Genomic DNA, 18,861 nt, shown 5'->3' on the forward strand with positions numbered 1-18,861 from the left:
TCAGGGCTGCTGAGACGGCCAGATGCTCGACGTGACAGGCTCGAGCGACCGGTACGCCCGCTGCCATGCTGTTCCGAATAGGTCTGCGTGACGCGGCTGTGTCCCGTAGAACGCGATGAAGCGCCAAGCGCACGAGTGCATTGCGCCCATTAGCGTCGCCGCGAAGTGTGCTACGGCTGCCCGTGGTGCGGCAAGCCCCGCGACTTCGCGGCCTGCATCAGTGATGACGAAGTTGTTGAGGCCGTGCCGGTGCCCGTGGGCCACGGCGGACAGCCCGGAGTACACGTCCCGCCCTTCTCCGTCCTCGAACGCCTCATCGAGCATCGTCGCAACGAGCGCCGTCAGCTCGATCTTGGCAGGTACGGGCAGGTCAAATCCCTTGAGCTCATTCGAAAGCTCTTGCCGCTTCTCCGCGGGGCTGACGGCGTCGCCGTTGCGTGTCCGAAGGGGTTCATTGCGGTTTTCGGGGATACGAAGGTCAGACCGCAGCAGTGAGATCGCTCGGTGCAGGAAGCCGTCGTCATCCGATCCACCGAGTAGATACCAGGTGCGGGCGAGCGACTCGTGGGCACCGCGGGCGACTGTCGCGAGTGCAGTTGACCGGACCGTGGGTGTCCGGATGAGCGATACAAAGGCTCGGATATGGTCGAACGCGGAGAGGTTCGCGAACTGCATCGTGATCATGCCGTCCTGAGCGTGCTCGGGCGATCGACCTCGCCACAGCCGGAACGCGTCGCTTCCCGGCGGCGGCGGGGAAGCCGCCGTCTCGAACGTGATTTGTTCGAACTTCGCAACGAGTAGGAGCAGCGTTCGGCTGATCCTCTGCACGTCGTCGGCGGACAGTTCGAGGGGGCCCTGCGCGCCCGGGGTTGGATCGGCTCCCCATGCACTGCTGTCCGCCGAGGGCGCCTTCATTTCCCGCTCATTCGGTCGATCGCTTCCTGAACGGCGTAGTCCTCAGCCAGTTCGTCGAGCATCGAAGACAGCCGATTCGAGAGCTGGCTGCCCAGGGATCGGAGCCGGTCCGTGTCAACCAGGTTGAACAGGGGGCCGTCTGGACTGCATGAAGCGATCGCGAGCGGCCCGAGGCGGTGCAGAGCTCGAGTCACCGTCTTCTTGCGAGGGTCGCTGCGGTCGGCGTGTGCGTAGTCGTTGTCGTCGAACACCGCTTCATCAAGGTGTTCGAGGGCGTCTCGTAGGGATTTCAGGTCCGGAACCGGATCAGGCTCGGGATCACCAGCTTCCCGTGCGAGCCGGACTAACCATCGCTCCACCTGAGACGCCGTCCACACGACGGAGGCGTTCGCCGTCCACATGGCTCGGAAGCCCTCAGCCAACGAGTCGTCCCCGAGTCCCCATTCGTCGCCGCGGTCGTAGTAGCGGACGGCTTCGGCGAACTGCCGGCTGGCCTCTATTGCCTTGGGAAGTTCCGCGCTGAGCCGCTCTCCCCACGCCAGGGCAAACAGCAACGCGTTGTCGCCATCGGCGGAGCCCGTGGTGACCGACCCGCTGATGTTCGGCGTCAGCCCCATCGTCAGTCCTGAGCTTCGCGCGCTGCTCGCTCATCGAAGCGAGCCCACCAACGATCTTCGACGGTCACATCGAGGCAGAGCTGGTTGGGAACGTCCGCGGTGCCGTTCAGGAGGCGGACGCCAACGACGGTAGCTGTGCCGTGGGAGTTCGTCGCTTCGTCGTACAGCTCGATCGTCGATGCCAGGGGAAGCGGGAGCCGGCCGTCGAGGTAGGCCACTTGGCGCTGTCGATCGACGTCGAACACGAGTGTCTGGTCGTTGAGGGGAAAGGTGGGCGCCTGTCGCTTCTCGTACATGCGGTGACAGTAACTCAGGGAGTTTGGGCTGGTCGGCGTCCGCGCTACTTGGCACAGCTTCGATGTCGCTGCCATCTGCCACGGATTCCGCCATCTTCACGCGGAACCTACACGGGCGGACGCAAGGAACGCCCGGCCTGAAGGGAACAACTGTCAGATCGAACCTTGGCCGGGCGTCCTGTGGACTGATTCTACGGCAGGATGCGGCGAGCGCCCCTAGTAGCGACGGACTCGGAGGATATCCCGACTTGAGGGTGGTGGTTGAGTCACCCCTGAGCGGTATGTGGTTGTCGGTCCCTGTGGTCCGTGGTCACCAGACTTCGAAGCCTTCGGCGTGCCGGACCGCAGTCATGAACGCCCACACACGGCTGTCGTCCAGCGGATACGAGGCGTCCTGCAGCTGGGTGCCACCCTTGCGATCGCAGCCATCCCTCCAGCTGTGCGCCGCGTAGTCGAAGGGGACGCCGAACTCGTCGGGAGCGCGTGCTCGGCACTTCGCACGAGCGTACGACGAGCCTGAATGAGCGCCGTCGAATCTGGCCCCGCCTTCGACCGCAGGCCTGCGGCAGCTTGGCTGCTCAGGAGCGCGGGCGTGCAAGTACCCCAGTTCGTCGTGTCCATATGGAGGCGACGATCGGGACGGTCACCCTGAGTGCACAACAACGGGACCGCTAGCCGATGGGTCGGAGCCCTTCCCTCGACCACGACGGCTACCAGTGCCCGCTCAGACCTCTGAGGCAGTCAACACCCGGATCGATGATCAAGCCCTAGCTCTTCGAGAGCCGCCCGAGGATGACGTGTGGCGGTGGAGGAGGGCATCCTTGATTAGAAACAACGGGCCAGCATATGTGTCCGCAAGCAGCCTGCGGAGAAGATAATTTGAGCGGGCTGCCCATCTACCTGCGCTCGCGCAGGATAATTGCGCCCAGCCGGTTGCACCGTTAGGACGTCAGGTACCGGATACCAAGCCGCATCGAGTCATTACATCTTAGAAAAATGTGCCGCCATCACTTATGATCAGATCGCGTCTCCCGCGTCACTTTTCTAAACTACCACGACGCCATCTTGAAGAGACGCCCAGACTCGTCAACGTCGTGCAGACGGAGAATAATCTCCTCTTCGGTAAAGATAGTGCCATCCTCGCCCGCAGGCGGAAGATCAGCGTCTATGAGCGTCACGATCTGTTGGATACCGATCGCGCTGTACTGCCTCATCACTGCAAGGAGGTTACCCTTTGTTCTAGGATCCAAGGTCTCGAATGCGCCATCATGAAAGACAAACTCGGGGTATCCCATGTGCTGATGCGCCCGCAACACTGCGAGATCGAAGGCGATACAAAGGAGCTTCTTATAGGTGTTTCCACGGTCCGCACTAGTGGCAGTTCCTAAGGAATTTAGAATCTCCGCTCTGAACTCAGGATGCAACTCTGAGTTCAGGCTCACTGTCAGAAGCGCCCCTTGGCTGATGACGTCAGACACTATCTCATCGAAAAGAAGACGAACGACGGTGAAGAGACCGGAGGCGTCCGCGGCGTTTGTAGCCTCCACTTCCCGTTCCCACGCGGAACCGAGGTGTGTGAGCCGTTCAGAGGTCTCCCGAATCTTGCCGCGGAGCTCCTGTAGGCGATGAATGTGCTCACGCTGACGAGTCAGAGACACTATATCGGCCCGGAGCTCAATCATTTGATCAGAAACCGTCTTGTACTTTCTGAAAACGTCCGTGTCACCAAGAAACTCCAAAGACGATGCACGTTCTGCACCGAGGCCCTCGAGCCGTCCGTTGATCTCTTCGAGTGACTCGTTGACTTGCTCCAGCTCCTCGCGGAGATATTGATTTCGCTCGTCGGTGATGGCGCGATTGAAGTTGACTAGCTGTGTGAAGTCCTTTCTAATCTGCCCAGAGAAGAGGACGCCAGCCTCAGCGAAGATTCGTGCAGCATTGTCTACATCGAATAGGATGGCATCGGCTTCGAGGGCGGTGAGGAGCCGTCTGCGATTGAAGCCGAGCGAATAACGTTCCGCATTGAGTTCCGCGATTTGCTCGTCTAGCTCATCTATCAAGCGTTTGGTGGCGTTTCGGTCTTGTTCACGAAAGTCAAGAGAGTCAAGGAGTTTTTGTTGTTTCTCAGCGTCACTCTGACGTAGCAACAGCAAGCCCTCGATCTTGCTGAGGTCCTCCACGGAACCTCCCAGTTCGCGTTGCACAACTTTTTCTGCGCTCCGAAGCTCCTCTACTTCGCTCTCCGCCAAATAATACTCACTCAGAAGCGCGGAATTGAATCCGAGAATGTGAGCAATGTAAGGCTTCCAATCGGCGTGCGCGGAGGCGAAGTGGCCCAGCTGGAAAACGTCCCGGTAGTCGCGTTGTGACCGTATGAGATATCCGAGACCTTTTCGAAAGTTCCACGGTTTGACAGCTTCAAGGTTAAGCATGCCATCGAGAAGGGTACGCGACCGTTCAAAGGGAACACGCCAATGATCCCAGCCTTCCTCGTCGAGGTCGGCCATATCAGCATCACGTGTCGTGTGCCTTTTGAAGGCTGCCTTACTCGGCTCCGCTACTGCGCGTCGAACTGTTACGTAGTAGCCGGGCCTTAGTTCGATTTCGAGAAAGAAAATGAACGAGGAGAATAGATCCGGGTTCCTAAACAGGAACATTTCGCGGTCGCGGCGTGCGAGGAGGCAGAAGTCGATTACTTGCCCCAGTGTCGTCTTGCCTAAGTTGTGCGTGTTCTTGTTCTGATTCTCGGGAAGCTTGATTTCGGCCAGAACAACATTGAGTCCACTCGAGAAGACAATTGGAGCGAACAGGTCGTGGTGATTGCTATAGAGCTTAGAGAGCTTCATTTGGACCTACATACTCAAAGGAGTCGGTTTTCGATCTGTACTCGACGAGCCCGAGTATAAAAAGAAAGTTGACAGCCGGCATAAAAAGAACGTCCCCGCTGTTCACCTTCTTCCCTGCTGCCGCAACGAGATCCACATACGACGAAACTCGCTCTGCGCGCAGCTTCTCGAGAAGTATCAGGGAGATGTTCAAAACCGTCTGGTCTGGGTGTGCGTGTTTAGATGGCTTCAACATTCTCAGCCACCTGCCCTATGTCGCAATTCCAGTACATGTAAAAGAGCAGAGACCGTGTCAACCGCTTGTGACTGCGTTGCCTGAGAACGGCGTCGCGGGAATAGAGGAGATCGAGTAGATAATTGAGGACGTCGTCGAAACTTTGGTAATCCTTGCGCTTTGCGATTATCTTGAGTTGAATCTCGTCGACGGTAGCTTCGTATAGCTCTAAAAGTTCGACGTTCTCAGGGGCTGCAAGAAAGCTTCGAATCTGGCGTTCATCTACCAGCACCAGGCGGCGAAGCTCGGCTGCGTATTCGGCGGTCATGCCATTGAGTCGATTCTTCTTGACCAAAGAAGTACGCTCAACTGGGGCGTCGTCGATTGTTGCCGTGATGAGGTCGCGCTGGGAGGCAAAAGAGACCACAATTTCCGCCAATTCGTCCGGACTTATGATCAAAGGTGAGTCGACTGGGTCAAGCCCCGCGGTTTCGACAATTTCTTTGAATCGACGGAGCCACAGTTCCAGCTGCTCGAGACCACAAATGTAGATCGAGGTGCTAGGAATTCCGCAAGCACTTGATATTGCAGATCTAATCTCGGACTCGACTCCGGCAGTCAACCGACGGTTGGCAAACAGCATGTAGTGGTCAAGATCGCCCTTGTCCTTCAGCTTCTTGACTTTCGGGAGCTCAAGGGCCAGCACACTCGTGTTGCTTTGCTGGCTGAAGAAGTCGGTTTCGTTGAAGGAGCGGTTCAGACCATTCGTGTGCTTTGCCTGAATGACTACCCGCCCTTCCCACGGGCTGGAGGTGCTCGGCATTAATTGAGCAGTGCCCTCGAACCGGGCGTCCCGGCCGCCATCAGCGCCATCCGCGAAGCCCTGAACGGCGATACCGAGCAGCTCCTGGCAGATGAGCACGACCAGCTCTTCGAACTGGTGTGGATACAGATCTTCGTAGGCGAAGCGAGTCACGCGTCCCCCTTCCCGTCGTGCGTGCGCGTTGGTGCCAACGACACACAGACGCGGGCGGAGCCAGTCTGTCATCTCGAACGCCGAGGAGTCGCCTGTCGTTGCGTGTGGCGGAGCGGCGGGTGGTTGCTGGTGGTGGACGTGCTTCGGGTGCTTTCGCCGGGCGATGTCAGGGGCAGGGCACACGGGCTTTGTCGAGCGCCGCGGCAGCGTCGGCGTTGTACTCGACGAGCAACCATCTAGCCAGGGATGATGATCGGCTCGACCGGCTCGGCGTCTGCCCAGATTGTGTCGAACGTGCCGCGGTGGTCGGCGGTGGCGTCTTCGGACAACTCGATAGCGGTGGTCACCTTGGAGCCGCCGAGGGACGCCCCGAGCATAAGGCCGGCCCCCTCGCTGGGCAGCATGTAGCGGTCATGGATTGTCGTCGTCAGTCGTACCTTCAGATCCGGGCGCGTGCCCACTGCGAGGGCCAGGTGTTGGAGTCGAGACTCGGGGCTCTTCTCGTTGCGGTCTTTGACTGGCCGGGGGCCGGTCAGCACACGAGACACCGACGTGATGCGCGCGAGCACGCGCACGTCGTCTGCGCCGAGGTACGGGTCGACAATCAGCACGTCGGGTAGGTCGATGAGCTGTGTCAGGACCGCTGAGTAGAACACCGGCTCTCGCGCGACGCCGATGACGGCCACCGGATCACTGTCGGGTGTCCGGCGCGCGGCGGCTTCTGCTGCTGCGTCGATGTTCGCCAGCGCACGTCGCCCGGCATCCGTGGGGGTGTAGCCACCAAGGGCTGTCCGAGCCAGACCGAGGGCCACGAGATCATCGGCGATGTGGTGGTAGCCGTAGACATGTGACAAGGGCAGTCCTCTGAACAGATTGGTACCCGTTGCAGCGGCAGCAGCCACATGGTGTGCGTCCGCCTGCTCGAGTAACACCAGGTGTCGAAGACCAGCCTCGTGCTGAGCGCTGAGCGAGGTAGCCATATTTCATGTTCCCTTATGGACCGCATGGTGCAAGGTCTGGTCCTCGCCTCGCACCGTGTTGTCAGGTGCGCCAGGCCACCCAGTTTATTGCTCCGATAGCGAACGTGGCAGTAAGTTAGTAGCTACTGATTTCAGGTGACCAGCGGCGCGAGCACGGCACGAGGGGCCGCAGGCAGTGTCTCTCGGTGGCCCCTCGTGCTGTGCGCGAGCGTTAGTTTTTGAAGCCAGCAGCTTCGGCCGTGTAGAGCACGGATAGTAGCCGCGCGGCCCCCGGAGGTGCGCATCACGTCTGCTCGGTCCTGCCACCGATAGACCACACCCCGCTGCCGTTTTGGGGTATACCCCAGCGCCACAGTCGCGGCTGGCTGTGCGCCTGTGGCTCTAGGGTCCCCCTCAGGCCTTCGCCACACATCTGTGCGCTGATCTAGAGCTTCAGCGGCGCAACACGGTGGCGAGGCCTAGTGGGGACCGACGTGAAGGCTTGCGCTTCGCAGCGCACACTCGAGGAACAGGCGAGTGGGCCTGGCACACCGGATCCGACGCGCCGTGGCTTACCCCGCTGCCAACGAGGAGGCAGCCACGGCGCGGATTCGCGCACACAGGAGAGTGCACCAGAGACGCACCAAAGACGCTCCTCAAAAGAAGAAAACCCCCGCGTGAACGGGGGTTTTCTGTGGCGGTACCGGTGGGATTTGAACCCACGGTGGAGTTGCCCCCACACATGTTTTCGAGACATGATCCTTCGGCCGCTCGGACACGGTACCGGGAAAGAGTTTACACGATCCGGGAGGCCCGTGATGACACCGCGGGTCGGCTCTCCCTCCACAGGCCGTCACCTGCAGGGCTCTCCCCACACCCACAGGTCCTCCTCGTCTCCGGCAAGACCGGCGGGCGTACCGTCCACGGCATGAGAACCCGCTCGCTCATCGCACTCCTCACCTCCGTCGTCGGCAGCCTCGGCGTCGTCGGTGCCGCAGCCGTCGGTGCCCGCGCCGGCGTGAAGGGCCAACGGGCAGCGGCGCAACGGGTCGTCGACATGCTCCCGATCCACGCCGACTGGTGGCGCGAACGACAGCAACACGAGGGGCAGCTGCTCTACGTGGCGATCGGTGACTCGGCAGCGCAAGGCGTCGGTGCGACCGCACCCGGGCGTGGCTACGTGGGGCTGCTCGCGCGGCGCATCCGGCACCGTTCCCACATGTCGGTCCGGGTGGTGAACCTCAGCGTGTCCGGTTCGACCACGTGGGGCGCGAAGCGTGATCAGCTGCCGAAGCTCCGGCACTACGCGCCCGACATCTGCACGGTGTCGATCGGGGCGAACGACATCGCCGACTTCGACCCGGACAAGTTCGAGCGGAACATCCGGGCGATCTACGGTGCGGTCCCCTCGCACGCCGTGGTGGCCGAACTGCCGTGCATGTTCGTGCCGGACCGGGAGCGCAAGGTGGCGGTGGCGAACGAGATCGTGCACCGGGTGGCCGACGAGTTCGGGCTGACGGTGGCGCCGCTGCACACCATCACCAAGCGGGTCGGGCTCCGCCGTACCTTCTTCAACAGCTACGGCGACCTGTTCCACCCGAACGACCGCGGCTACGAGATCTGGGCGAGCGCGTTCGAGCCCGCGGTCGACGCCCGGGTCGACACGGTGGCGGCGATCCGGCACTACCTGTCCGTGCGCGAGGCCGAGAACCTCGGTCGCGAAGCCGGGGCGGTGGCGAACGCCCGCGCCGAGCAGGACACCGACGGTGCCGAGGCACTCGACCACGCCTCCCGCCAGGGTCCGGGGCCGGTCGAGCGCCTGCGCCACCGGATGACCGGGTCGATCGCGCTGCCCGACGAACGAGACCAGACGGACGAGTCGGGCGACCACGCCGGTGATGTCGGCCGTACGGCCTAGCCTCGACGACATGGCGCGCCCGCAGTCCCTCTACCGTTGCACCGAGTGCGGCTGGACCAGCATCAAGTGGGTCGGCCGGTGCGGTGAGTGCCAGACCTGGGGCACCGTCGAAGACAGCTCGGCGGCGTCGGCGAGCACCCGGGGTACGTCAGCGGTCGCCGTCACCGGCGCCCGGGCCGCGCGACCGATCACCGAAGCCCGCGGCACTTCCGTGCAGCGCTGGCAGACCGGCATCGGCGAGTTCGACCGTGTGCTCGGCGGCGGGGTGGTGCCGGGTGCGGCGGTCCTGCTGAGCGGCGAGCCGGGTGTCGGCAAGTCGACCCTGCTGCTCGAGGTCGCTTCGCGAGCCGCAGCCTCGGGCAAGCGCGTCCTCTACGTCAGCGCAGAAGAGTCCGTCGACCAGGTCCGACTCCGTGCCGAACGCACCGGGGCGATGCACGACGACCTGTACCTGGCGAGCGAGGTGGACCTCGGCGTCATCATCGGCCAGATCGACCAGGTGCAGCCCGACCTGCTCATCGCCGACTCCGTGCAGACCATCTCGTCGAGCTCGATCGACGGCATCGCGGGTGGCACGTCCCAGGTGCGCGAGGTCGCCTCGACCCTGATCCGCATCGCGAAGGACCGCGCCCTGCCCGTCCTCATCGTCGGTCACGTCACGAAGGACGGCACGATCGCCGGCCCGCGGCTCCTGGAGCACCTGGTCGACGTCGTCTGCCACTTCGAGGGCGACCGGCAGACCGCACTGCGCTTCGTCCGGGCGCTCAAGAACCGCTTCGGCCCCACCGACGAGGTCGGGTGCTTCGACATGGGTGGCGACGGCATCCACGAGGTCCCAGACCCCAGCGGCCTCTTCATGTCGAAGAACGCCACCCCGGTGTCCGGCACCTGCGTCACCGTCGCACTCGAGGGGCGTCGCGCGCTGCCGGTCGAGGTGCAGGCCCTCATCGTCCCGAGCTCGGCGCCGCAGCCACGCCGGGTCGTGAACGGTGTCGATGCCTCGCGTGTCGCGATGCTGCTCGCGGTGCTCGAACGCCGTGCCGGCCTCAAGCTGTCCGACGCCGACGTCTACGTGTCCACGGTGGGCGGCATGAAGCTCACGGAGCCCGGTGCCGACCTGGCGATCGCGCTGGCCCTCGCGAGCGCTGCACGTGACCGCCCGTACCCGCACACCCTTGCAGCCGTCGGTGAGATCAGCCTCGCCGGCGAGATCCGTCCGGCCACGGGCACGAAGCAGCGCGTGAACGAGGCCACCCGCCTCGGGTTCACGACGGTGCTCGGCTCGGACTCCGGGCACCTGCGCGAGGCCCTGCGTGTGGCGTTCTCGATGACGCAGTCCCCGCGCGAACGCGAACTCGACCGCGCGTTCTGAGGCGCTACGCGCGCAAAGCGGCCAGCAGGTCGGCCGGCGCGGCCTGCATGGTGTGCGGGCCGGCGATGTCGAAGAACACGCCCTCGAGCATGTCGAGGTGGGCGGCCAGGAACTCCTCGAGCCGCGGCCCGTCGTAGACCATGACCTGCCGGATCTTCTCGTCCGGCACCATCGCCGTGTAGGCGTCCGCCGACGAGAACAGCAGCAGGATGCGCTTGTCCGACCCCTCACGGCCGAACACCCGTACCTGCATGTCCTTCTTGCCGGTGACGAGTCGGGGGACGATCACGATGTCGTGGCGGAGCGCGAACGCCACCGCAGCGACGTCCTGCTTCGCGAGGGCTTCCTCGAGTTGTTCGCTCCGGAAGCGCTGTTCCTTGTCTGCCATCAGCTCAATTCCACCAGATTTTCGTCGTTCCGTGACGCACGGGTAGCCAGTCGGCCCAGAGCACGCTAGCCTGATGGGACCGCTTCGGCGGCGCTCAACGTCCGGGCGAGGTGGTTTGCCCCTCAACCCGGGCCCCAGGGTCACTGGCCGACAGGCCTGACCCCGAACCCGTCCCGCCGGCACCTGCCCGCGTGGCGCATCACCCCCGTCGACGTACGTCGGGGTCTCCGTCGGTGCATCTGCACCTTGGCGGAAGCAAGAAAGCTAAGGAAACGCCATCATGGCATCTACCGGTACCGTCAAGTGGTTCAACAACGAAAAGGGCTTCGGCTTCATCGCCCCGGACGACGGCAGCGCTGACGTCTTCGCGCACTTCTCTGCGATTGCTGGCAACGGCTACAAGTCGCTCGAGGAGAACCAGAAGGTGGAGTTCGACATCACCGAGGGCCGCAAGGGCCCGCAGGCGGAGAACATCACCGTCCTCGGCTGATCACATCAGCTTGAACCGGCCCCGTCGTCTTCGGACGACGGGGCCTGTTGCTGTTCCCGGCACCCCTGCCAGGCACAGCGCAGCCGGAGCGGATCAGAACCGAGAACCCGGTTACTGCAGGATGAACTGCACCGAGGTCTTCGACTCGAGGTTCCCGACGGCGACCTGCAGGTGGTAGCTCGCTCCCCCGGCGGTGACCGCCGGCCGTGACGAGTCGCACGTCGACGTGGACGAGCGGGTCCGGTCCCAGGCGATCGCCGGGGTCGTGAGCGTCTGACCGGCCTTGATCGTGACGTCCTGGTTCGTCCCGCCGGTCTGGCAGTCCTTCGACGACCAGTACTGCTCCTGGCCGGAGCTGATCGTCAGCACCTGCTGCGCCGATCCGAGGTCCAGGTGGCAGGAGTTCGTGCCGGAGTTCTTGATCGACATCGCGATCTTCGGGTCCTCGGTGGGGCCGTAGGCCGACTTGTCGAGCACCGGGGTCAGGACGATCTGGTCCTTCGTGCAGGTCGAGCCGTCGGCAGCAGCGGGCTTCGACGCAGAAGCCGAGGCGGAAGCCGACGGCTTCGGCGCAGCGGACCGCGAGAACCCAGGACCGGCCGCAGAGCCGTCCGACGACGCACCGGCATCAGCAGAGGCCGACGCGCTCGGCGCCGCCGACGTGGCCCCGCTCCCCCGCCCGGCGACGATGAGCACCACGACCAGGACGACGACCAGCAGCGCCCCGAGCACGAGCGCACGGCGACGCCAGTAGACGACCGGCTTCTCGGGCCCGACGGGGTGACGCAACGACGACATGCGCACAGGGTAGACAACGGCGCGGGCCGCACACGGCCACCCCGCCGGTCGGCACGAGAAAGCGTCAGAGGTTCTTCAGCATGCGGGTGTTGCCGAGGGTGTTCGGCTTGACCCGGGCGAGGTCGAGGAACTCCGCGACCCCTTCGTCCGACGAGCGGACCAGTTCGGCGTAGACATCCGGCGGGACGACGCTCTCGCCGATCTCCAGGTACCCGTGCTTCGCGAAGAAGTCGACCTCGAAGGTCAGGCAGAAGATCCGGGCGACCCCGAGTTCACGGGCGTCGTGCTCGAGCGCTTCGAGCATCCGGTGCCCGACGCGCTTGTGGATCCACTGCTCGTCCAGGGCGAGCGTGCGCACCTCGGCGATGTCGTCCCAGAAGACGGCGAGCGCGCCGCACCCGATGGGGGTGCCGTCGGGCCCTTCGGCGATCCGGAACTGCTGGATCGAGCCGTACAGAGCGACGTTCTCCTTGCCGAGCAGGATGCGCCGGTCGACGTAGGGGGCGATGAGCCGCTGGATGTGCGGGACGTCCGAGGCGAGCGCCGGACGCACGAGGATCCCGTGGTCGTCGCGCTCGTGGAACGCGTGCTTCCCGTGCTCTGTCATCCGCCCCACACTACTGCGCGACGCCGGACGCGCACGCCCTCCGCGACGACGCCCGGACGGTACCGCAGGGGGACAGCGCTGCTGAGTGCCGCCCAGGTCGATCGGCCTACCGTCCGGTGCATGCCTCAGATCATCGAAACCGTCGACGTCAACGTCCCCGTCCGCCCGGCCTACGACCAGTGGACCCGTTTCGAGGAGTTCCCGCACTTCCTCGACGAGGTCGAGAAGATCGTCCAGGTGGACGACAAGACCACCGACTGGACCGTCAAGGTCGCCGGCCAGGAGCGCCAGTTCCGCGCCCTCATCACGGAGCAGCACCCCGACGAGCGTGTCGCCTGGACCGTGAAAGACGGCGAGACCGAGCACGCCGGTGTGGTCACCTTCCACAAGCTCTCCGACACCGAGACGCGCGTGACCGTGCAGATCGACTGGGAGCCCTCCGGCATCCTCGAGAAGCTCGGCTCCGCCGTGGGCGTCGGCGGCCACGCCGTCAAGAAGGACCTGCAGAACTACAAGGAGCGCGTCGAGAACGCGCCGACCCAGCCGGGCTGGCGCGGCGACGTGCAGGCGTAGTCCGCACCACACGACGGACGGGAGGCGCGGTGCCAGTCGGCACCGCGCCTCCCGTTCGTTCGTCCCCCGTTCGGCATCCCCCCATCGAAATGCCGACCTGACGAGCGAGCGCGAGCCTGGCAGAGTGGTGACACCGGCCGACGCGCTGGGTCAGTTTTATCATGTCTGAGACAGATGTGAGAGTGGGGACACGTGATCGAGTACAACGACGACGACGCGCACCGTCGGGAACTGTCGCGCAAACTGCAGCTCCTGATGGACGTCGTCGAGGCCAACTCCGGCCACCGGCCCCCGTACAAGGAGATCGCCGCCGAGATCGAGGCGCAGGGCGCGTCGATGAGCCGCCCGCGCTGGGGCTACATGCTCGGCGGCAACGGTCCGGCCGTCCGTGACCAGCGACTCCTGGCGGCCCTGGCGACCTACTTCGGCGTCCCGGCCGAGTACCTGACCGACGCGGCCGGCAACACGGACGTGCCGGAGCGGGTGCAGGCGCAGCTGGAGCTCGTGCTCGAACTCCGCAAGCGCGAGGTCGTGGCGTTCGCCACCCGGCGTCTGGGCGAGTTCGCCTCGGCGGACGAGATCCGCGAGTTCACCGACCACCTGCGTCGCCTGGACGAGTCGGGCGGCACATCGTGAGCGGGTACCGCGACCGGTTCGGCGCCCTGCGTCGGCAGACCGAGGCCCGTCGCCGCGTGCAGCGCCTCGGACTCCCCCGCCGCCTGTCCCTGCCGGAGCTGACCGCGCGGGCCGAGGCGGCACTCGGCAAGCCGATCCACGTGCGCACCACCGAGCTGCCGGGCGACCTGTCCGCGCGGCTCATCCAGCGCATCGACCACGCCCTGCTCGAGACCCGCCCCGGCCTGTCCGAGCGCTCCAGGGTGGCCTGCGTGCTGCACGAGCTCGCCCACGTGTTCATGGACGACACCGGCTGCGACCACCAGGCGTACACGGGGCTGCTCACCGGCCGGACGGCGTTCACCCGCTCGCTCGACACCCCGCACGAGCAGGCCGTCGAACTCGTCGCCGATCAGCTCGCGCTGCGGATCGGCCTGCTCGACCCCGAGGGCCAGCCCGGGATCTTCCGGTGACGCGGTGACGCTGCACGTCTGGGGGTCGATCCCGGTCTGGCTGATCCTGGCGGCGCTGGTCGTCCGGCTGATCCTGGTGCGCACCCAGTCGGCCAGCGTCACCTGGCTGATGGCCTGCTGCAGCTGCGTCGCCGTCGGGCTCACGATCAACCAGCCCGACGTCACGACGTTCCTCGCCGGTGTGACGCACGTGCCGAACATCGCCGACCTGATCGGCCGCTGCCTGATGGTGTGCGGGATGTTCGCCCTCGCGCAGTCGGTCGAGGCCGCAGCACGCTCGGCCAGACTCCTGCGCGCCAGCCGCATCATCGGCTGCGTGCTCGTGCTCATCGCCCTCGTCGTGCTGTTCGGCCTGATCGACGCACCGACCCCGACGGCGCAGTTCATGGTGGTCTACGGGGACCAGGTGCCGACCGCGCTGTACTCGGCGGTCGAGATGACCTACATCGCCATCGTGATCGCCCGGTCAGCCGTCGCCGTGCTGCGCGGGTTCCGGAGCGACGACGGACTCGGCCGCCTGTACTGGCTCTTCGTCGTCGGCGCCGCCGGCCTCGTGCTGCTCGCCGGCATCGCGATCGCCCTCGACGCCGTGCACGTCGCCGGCGCCGACGGAGCGGTCGGGGTCCTGTCGAAGCTCTACACCCCGGTGTTCCTCGGCTCGATGGTCCTGCTCGCCATCGGCGCGGCCGGCGGCGTGCTGCCCGACGCCGCACGGGAGTTCCGCGACTGGCGGGCCGCCCGACGCCGGTTCCGGGCGCTCGAACCGGAACTCCGGCGGCTCGAGACGGCATCGGGCAACACCGGGCTCTACTTCACGATCGTGTGGCAGCGTCGCCAGTGGCGGAGTCGGCAGCACCGGCTCTCCGTCGAGATCGAAGACCGCGCGCGCGAGGCCGGGCAGGCAGTGCCGGCCGCTGCGACGCTCACCACGGCACGACTCAGGGAGATCACATGACCGGCGCACGCATCACGGCACTCGGCACCGCGGCGGGGGCGGTCGGCACGCTCGGACTCGGCGCCTTCGTCGCACGGCGGCTGCTGTTCCCGACGCCGTACGCGGCGACCGCCACGGTCCGCAGCGCCACGGACACCGAGGTCGAGCTGACCGCCACCCGCGACACCCGCCTGCCGGGCACCTACGACCTGCAGCGAGACGACACCCGGGTGCAGGTCGGCCCGATCGTCGCCGCGACCGGGGCCGGCAGCGACGGCGACACCGTCCGCCGCAGCGTCAACGGCACCGTGCCGACCGGTGACTGGGGCTGGGGCGCCCTGCGGTACGACGGACCGGACGACGTGCCCGGCACCGAGCCCGAGGCCGCCACGACCCACGTGGTCCACGTGCACGGGCAGTCCCTCGGGCCGCGCCAGGTCCTGCGCGGGGTCGGGGTCTGGCGTTCGCTCGGCGCCTCGTCCGAGGTCGTCGACACCACCGACCTGCCGCTCCGCTCCCTCGACGCCGGGGCAGCGGATCGCATCGTCGCCGCCGTCCGCGCCGCCCGAGCCCGCGGTGCCCAGCGCGTCGTGCTGCAGGGCTGGTCCGCCGGCGCGCTCGCCTGCTCCGTCGCCGCCGCACGCGTCGACGTCGACGGACTCGTGGCCGTCTCGCCCCTGCTCGACGTCGCCTCGGCACTCCGCGGGGCCGTCCGCGGGGCGCGCCTGCCCGCGTTCGTCGGCACGGTCGCCGCACGCATCGCGACCACGAACGTGCTGTCACGGCTCGCCGGGGCCCCGACTCCCGTGACGACGACCACCTGGCAGGCCTCGTCGACGCCGACGCTGCTGATCCACTCCGAGGCCGACGCCCTGGTCGCGGCCGACGACGTCGTCGCCGTCGGGGCACAGCAGGGCGCCACCACGGTCACGTTCCGCACGGCACCGCACACGCTCGAGTGGAACGAGGACCCGGAGCGCTGGGAGCGCGCAGTCCGCGACTTCGCCGGACAGCTGCCCGACGCCTCCTGACGCGGCTCCACCCCGGACGTGCAACGGCCCCGGTCTGCGAACAGACCGGGGCCGGCTGCGTCTCGATCCGTTGGGGGGAACCGATCGAGCGCGACGCGCGAGGAGTTGGGGGGAACGTCTCGCGCGTGACCATCACAGTACCCCCGGACGGGGGTCCGTGCCCGCAAGGACGCGCAGATCGGCGATGCGGGATCTGAACGCGACCCGAGAACGGACAGGAGGCCCGGTGCCAGCTGGCACCGAGCCTCCTGTCCGCGGAGTGTCAGGTCCTAGGACTCGATCTCACCCTGGGGCGTGTCGGTCGCGGCCTCGACCGCGGCTGCACCGGCGAGGACCTCTTCACGGCCCGGCTGACGCCCGGTCTCGAAGTGGAACGCACCGTCGACGAAGTCGACCTTCACGTGGTCGCCGGCGTTGAGCTCACCCTGCAGGATGTGCTCGGACAGCTGGTCCTCGACCTCGTGCTGCATCGCGCGACGCAGGGGCCGAGCACCGAGGGACGGGTCGAACCCGACCTTGATGAGCTGCTCCTTGGCCGGCAGCGTGAGCTCGACGGTCATGTCGCGGTCGAGCAGGCGGTCGGCCAGACGCTTCACGAACAGGTCCACGATCTGCAGCAGCTCGGGCTGCGACAGCTGCGGGAACACGATCGTGTCGTCGACACGGTTCAGGAACTCGGGCTTGAAGTGCTTCTTGAGCTCCTCGTTGACCTTGCCGCGCATGCGGTCGTAGCCGACGGCCGAGTCACCCTCGACCTGGAAGCCCACCGGGCCACCGGCGATGCCCTGCGAACCGAGGTTCGTGGTCATGATGATGACGGTGTTCTTGAAGTCGACCACGCGGCCCTGACCATCGGTCAGACGGCCTTCCTCGAGCACCTGCAGCAGCGAGTTGAAGATGTCCGGGTGGGCCTTCTCGATCTCGTCGAACAGGACCACGGAGAACGGCTTGCGGCGCACCTTCTCGGTGAGCTGGCCGCCCTCCTCGAACCCGACGAACCCGGGAGGGGCACCGAACAGGCGGGACACGGTGTGCTTCTCACCGAACTCCGACATGTCGAGGGAGATCAGCGCACCCTCGTCGTCGAACAGGAACTCGGCGAGGGCCTTGGCGAGCTCGGTCTTCCCGACGCCCGTGGGGCCGGCGAAGATGAACGAGCCGGAGGGACGGTTCGGGTCCTTCAGGCCGGCACGGGTACGACGGATGGTCTTGGACAGGGCCGAGATGGCCTCTTCCTGACCGATGACGCGCTCGTGCAGTGCCTTCTCCATGAAGACGAGACGCGAGGTCTCCTCTTCGGTGAGCTTGAACACCGGGATGCCCGTGGCCTGGGCCAGGACCTCGGCGATGATGCCCTCGTCGACGGTGCCGGACGCGGCGACGTCACCCGCACGCCACTGCTTCTCGAGGCGGAGACGCTCGCCGAGGAGCTTCTTCTCCTCGTCGCGCAGGCTCGCGGCCTTCTCGAAGTCCTGCTCCTCGATGGCGGCTTCCTTCGACCCGCGGACCGTCGAGATCTTCTCGTCGAACTCGCGGAGCTCCGGCGGCGCCGACAGGATCGACAGACGCAGGCGAGCGCCGGCCTCGTCGATCAGGTCGATGGCCTTGTCCGGCAGGAAGCGGTCCTGCACGTAACGGTCCGCCAGGTTCGCCGCGGCGACGATCGCACCGTCGGTGATGGACACCTTGTGGAACGCCTCGTACTTGTCGCGCAGGCCCTTGAGGATGTTGATCGCGTGGGGCAGCGACGGCTCGTTGACCTGCACCGGCTGGAAGCGACGCTCGAGTGCGGCGTCCTTCTCGAAGTGCTTGCGGTACTCGTCGAGCGTGGTGGCACCGATGGTCTGGAGCTCACCGCGGGCGAGGAGCGGCTTGAGGATCGAGGCCGCGTCGATCGCGCCCTCGGCTGCACCGGCACCGACGAGCGTGTGGATCTCGTCGATGAAGACGATGATGTCGCCGCGGGTGCGGATCTCCTTCGTGACCTTCTTCAGGCGCTCCTCGAAGTCACCGCGGTAGCGGGACCCGGCGATGAGCGACCCGAGGTCGAGCGAGTAGAGCTGCTTGTCCTTCAGCGTCTCGGGCACGTCGCCCTTGACGATCGCCTGGGCGAGGCCCTCGACGACGGCGGTCTTGCCGACGCCGGGCTCACCGATCAGGACGGGGTTGTTCTTGGAGCGGCGGGAGAGGATCTGCATGACCCGCTCCATCTCCTTCTCGCGCCCGATGACGGGGTCGAGCTTGCCGTCGCGCGCGGCCTGGGTGAGGTTCCGACCGAACTGGTCGAGGACCTGCGAACCCTGCTGCGCGTTCTGCTGCTGCTCGCCGCCGACGGCGACCGCTTCCTTGCCCTGGTAGCCGGACAGGAGCTGGATGACCTGCTGGCGCACCCGGTTCAGGTCGGCGCCGAGCTTCACGAGGACCTGGGCTGCGACACCCTCGCCCTCGCGGATCAGGCCGAGCAGGATGTGCTCCGTGCCGATGTAGTTGTGGCCGAGCTGCAGCGCCTCGCGCAGGGACAGCTCGAGCACCTTCTTGGCGCGCGGCGTGAACGGGATGTGCCCGGTCGGCTGCTGCTGGCCCTGCCCGATGATGTCCTGGACCTGCTCGCGCACGGCATCGAGCGAGATGCCCAGCGACTCCAGCGCCTTGGCGGCGACGCCCTCGCCCTCGTGGATGAGGCCGAGGAGGATGTGCTCGGTGCCGATGTAGTTGTGGTTGAGCATCTTCGCTTCTTCTTGAGCGAGGACGACAACACGACGGGCCCGGTCGGTGAATCTCTCGAACATGTGCTCTCCCTTGGCCCCTGATGAGCGGAGCCGACGCTGTGCCGGTCTCG

At 65.8% G+C, this 18,861-nt stretch carries 19 protein-coding genes and 1 tRNA gene; 8 read left to right on the top strand and 12 right to left on the bottom strand.

Annotation, left to right across the window (positions count from 1 at the left end; translation table 11 throughout):
- The 8 genes from DEJ27_RS08490 to DEJ27_RS08525 all read right to left on the bottom strand — a co-directional run bounded on the left by DEJ27_RS08490 (position 1) and on the right by DEJ27_RS08525 (position 7,608).
- Positions 1–915 (bottom strand): hypothetical protein, encoded by a 915-nt coding sequence (locus DEJ27_RS08490; RefSeq protein WP_111090739.1) that lies wholly within the window; start codon positions 913–915, stop codon positions 1–3.
- Entirely contained in the window at positions 912–1,532 is a 621-nt protein-coding gene (locus tag DEJ27_RS08495; RefSeq protein WP_111090740.1) for a hypothetical protein, read from the bottom strand. The genes DEJ27_RS08490 and DEJ27_RS08495 overlap by 4 nt, the downstream gene beginning before the upstream one ends.
- A 2-nt stretch (positions 1,533–1,534) precedes the next feature.
- The gene (locus DEJ27_RS08500; protein WP_111090741.1) at positions 1,535–1,828 is read right to left on the bottom strand and encodes a hypothetical protein; all 294 of its coding nucleotides are present in this window, start codon (positions 1,826–1,828) and stop codon (positions 1,535–1,537) included.
- A 1,049-nt stretch (positions 1,829–2,877) separates the two neighbouring features.
- Entirely contained in the window at positions 2,878–4,674 is a 1,797-nt protein-coding gene (locus DEJ27_RS08505; protein WP_111090742.1) for a DUF2326 domain-containing protein, read from the bottom strand.
- Positions 4,661–4,909 (bottom strand): ABC-three component system middle component 8, encoded by a 249-nt coding sequence (locus DEJ27_RS18140; protein WP_111090743.1) that lies wholly within the window; start codon positions 4,907–4,909, stop codon positions 4,661–4,663. Before DEJ27_RS18140 ends, DEJ27_RS08505 begins: the two co-directional genes overlap by 14 nt.
- Positions 4,893–5,864: an ABC-three component system protein gene (locus tag DEJ27_RS08515; RefSeq protein WP_111090744.1), complete on the bottom strand. Its 972-nt coding sequence runs from the start codon at positions 5,862–5,864 to the stop codon at positions 4,893–4,895. The genes DEJ27_RS18140 and DEJ27_RS08515 overlap by 17 nt, the downstream gene beginning before the upstream one ends.
- Before the next feature lie 236 nt (positions 5,865–6,100).
- Positions 6,101–6,844 (bottom strand): hypothetical protein, encoded by a 744-nt coding sequence (locus tag DEJ27_RS17470; RefSeq protein ID WP_146244676.1) that lies wholly within the window; start codon positions 6,842–6,844, stop codon positions 6,101–6,103.
- A gap of 674 nt (positions 6,845–7,518) precedes the next feature.
- Positions 7,519–7,608: transfer RNA gene (locus DEJ27_RS08525), tRNA-Ser, on the bottom strand.
- 143 nt (positions 7,609–7,751) lie between these two features.
- Here DEJ27_RS08525 and DEJ27_RS08530 point away from each other — a divergent pair.
- Both DEJ27_RS08530 and radA read left to right on the top strand, forming a co-directional pair.
- Positions 7,752–8,741 carry an SGNH/GDSL hydrolase family protein gene (locus DEJ27_RS08530; protein WP_111090746.1) on the top strand — a complete coding sequence of 330 codons (990 nt, stop codon included), beginning with the start codon at positions 7,752–7,754 and terminating at the stop codon, positions 8,739–8,741.
- Between the two features lie 10 nt (positions 8,742–8,751).
- On the top strand, positions 8,752–10,113 hold the full coding sequence (radA, locus tag DEJ27_RS08535) for a DNA repair protein RadA (protein WP_027467076.1): 1,362 nt from the start codon (positions 8,752–8,754) through the stop codon (positions 10,111–10,113).
- A gap of 4 nt (positions 10,114–10,117) precedes the next feature.
- Here the strand turns inward: radA and DEJ27_RS08540 are convergent, their stop codons facing one another.
- A complete protein-coding gene (locus DEJ27_RS08540; protein ID WP_017887661.1) occupies positions 10,118–10,501 on the bottom strand; it encodes an SseB family protein in 384 nt (127 codons plus the stop codon).
- 280 nt (positions 10,502–10,781) lie between these two features.
- On the opposite strand from DEJ27_RS08540, the gene DEJ27_RS08545 reads away from it, so the two are divergent.
- Positions 10,782–10,991 (top strand): cold-shock protein, encoded by a 210-nt coding sequence (locus DEJ27_RS08545; protein ID WP_017887662.1) that lies wholly within the window; start codon positions 10,782–10,784, stop codon positions 10,989–10,991.
- A 111-nt stretch (positions 10,992–11,102) separates the two neighbouring features.
- On the opposite strand, the gene DEJ27_RS08550 is transcribed toward DEJ27_RS08545, so the two are convergent.
- Positions 11,103–11,789, bottom strand: a complete 687-nt coding sequence (locus tag DEJ27_RS08550; RefSeq protein ID WP_111090747.1) for a hypothetical protein — start codon at positions 11,787–11,789, stop codon at positions 11,103–11,105.
- Between the two features lie 64 nt (positions 11,790–11,853).
- Positions 11,854–12,396, bottom strand: coding sequence for an amino-acid N-acetyltransferase (locus tag DEJ27_RS08555; RefSeq protein WP_181419931.1), 543 nt, complete (start codon positions 12,394–12,396; stop codon positions 11,854–11,856).
- A 120-nt stretch (positions 12,397–12,516) separates the two neighbouring features.
- On the opposite strand from DEJ27_RS08555, the gene DEJ27_RS08560 reads away from it, so the two are divergent.
- The 5 genes from DEJ27_RS08560 (at position 12,517) to DEJ27_RS08580 (ending at position 16,022) form a co-directional block, all read left to right on the top strand.
- A complete protein-coding gene (locus DEJ27_RS08560) occupies positions 12,517–12,969 on the top strand; it encodes an SRPBCC family protein (protein ID WP_110858523.1) in 453 nt (150 codons plus the stop codon).
- Positions 12,970–13,161: 192 nt separating this feature from the next.
- Positions 13,162–13,605 carry a hypothetical protein gene (locus DEJ27_RS08565; protein ID WP_110858522.1) on the top strand — a complete coding sequence of 148 codons (444 nt, stop codon included), beginning with the start codon at positions 13,162–13,164 and terminating at the stop codon, positions 13,603–13,605.
- Positions 13,602–14,057, top strand: a complete 456-nt coding sequence (locus DEJ27_RS08570) for a hypothetical protein (RefSeq protein WP_110858521.1) — start codon at positions 13,602–13,604, stop codon at positions 14,055–14,057. Before DEJ27_RS08565 ends, DEJ27_RS08570 begins: the two co-directional genes overlap by 4 nt.
- A gap of 4 nt (positions 14,058–14,061) precedes the next feature.
- On the top strand, positions 14,062–15,012 hold the full coding sequence (locus DEJ27_RS17475) for a hypothetical protein (protein WP_146244677.1): 951 nt from the start codon (positions 14,062–14,064) through the stop codon (positions 15,010–15,012).
- Positions 15,009–16,022 (top strand): hypothetical protein, encoded by a 1,014-nt coding sequence (locus DEJ27_RS08580; RefSeq protein WP_111090748.1) that lies wholly within the window; start codon positions 15,009–15,011, stop codon positions 16,020–16,022. Before DEJ27_RS17475 ends, DEJ27_RS08580 begins: the two co-directional genes overlap by 4 nt.
- A 269-nt stretch (positions 16,023–16,291) precedes the next feature.
- On the opposite strand, the gene DEJ27_RS08585 is transcribed toward DEJ27_RS08580, so the two are convergent.
- Positions 16,292–18,811 carry an ATP-dependent Clp protease ATP-binding subunit gene (locus DEJ27_RS08585; protein WP_027467068.1) on the bottom strand — a complete coding sequence of 840 codons (2,520 nt, stop codon included), beginning with the start codon at positions 18,809–18,811 and terminating at the stop codon, positions 16,292–16,294.
- Positions 18,812–18,861 lie beyond the last annotated feature (50 nt).

This window comes from Curtobacterium sp. MCPF17_018, from assembly GCF_003234135.1.
Classification (GTDB): Bacteria; Actinomycetota; Actinomycetes; order Actinomycetales; family Microbacteriaceae; genus Curtobacterium; species Curtobacterium flaccumfaciens.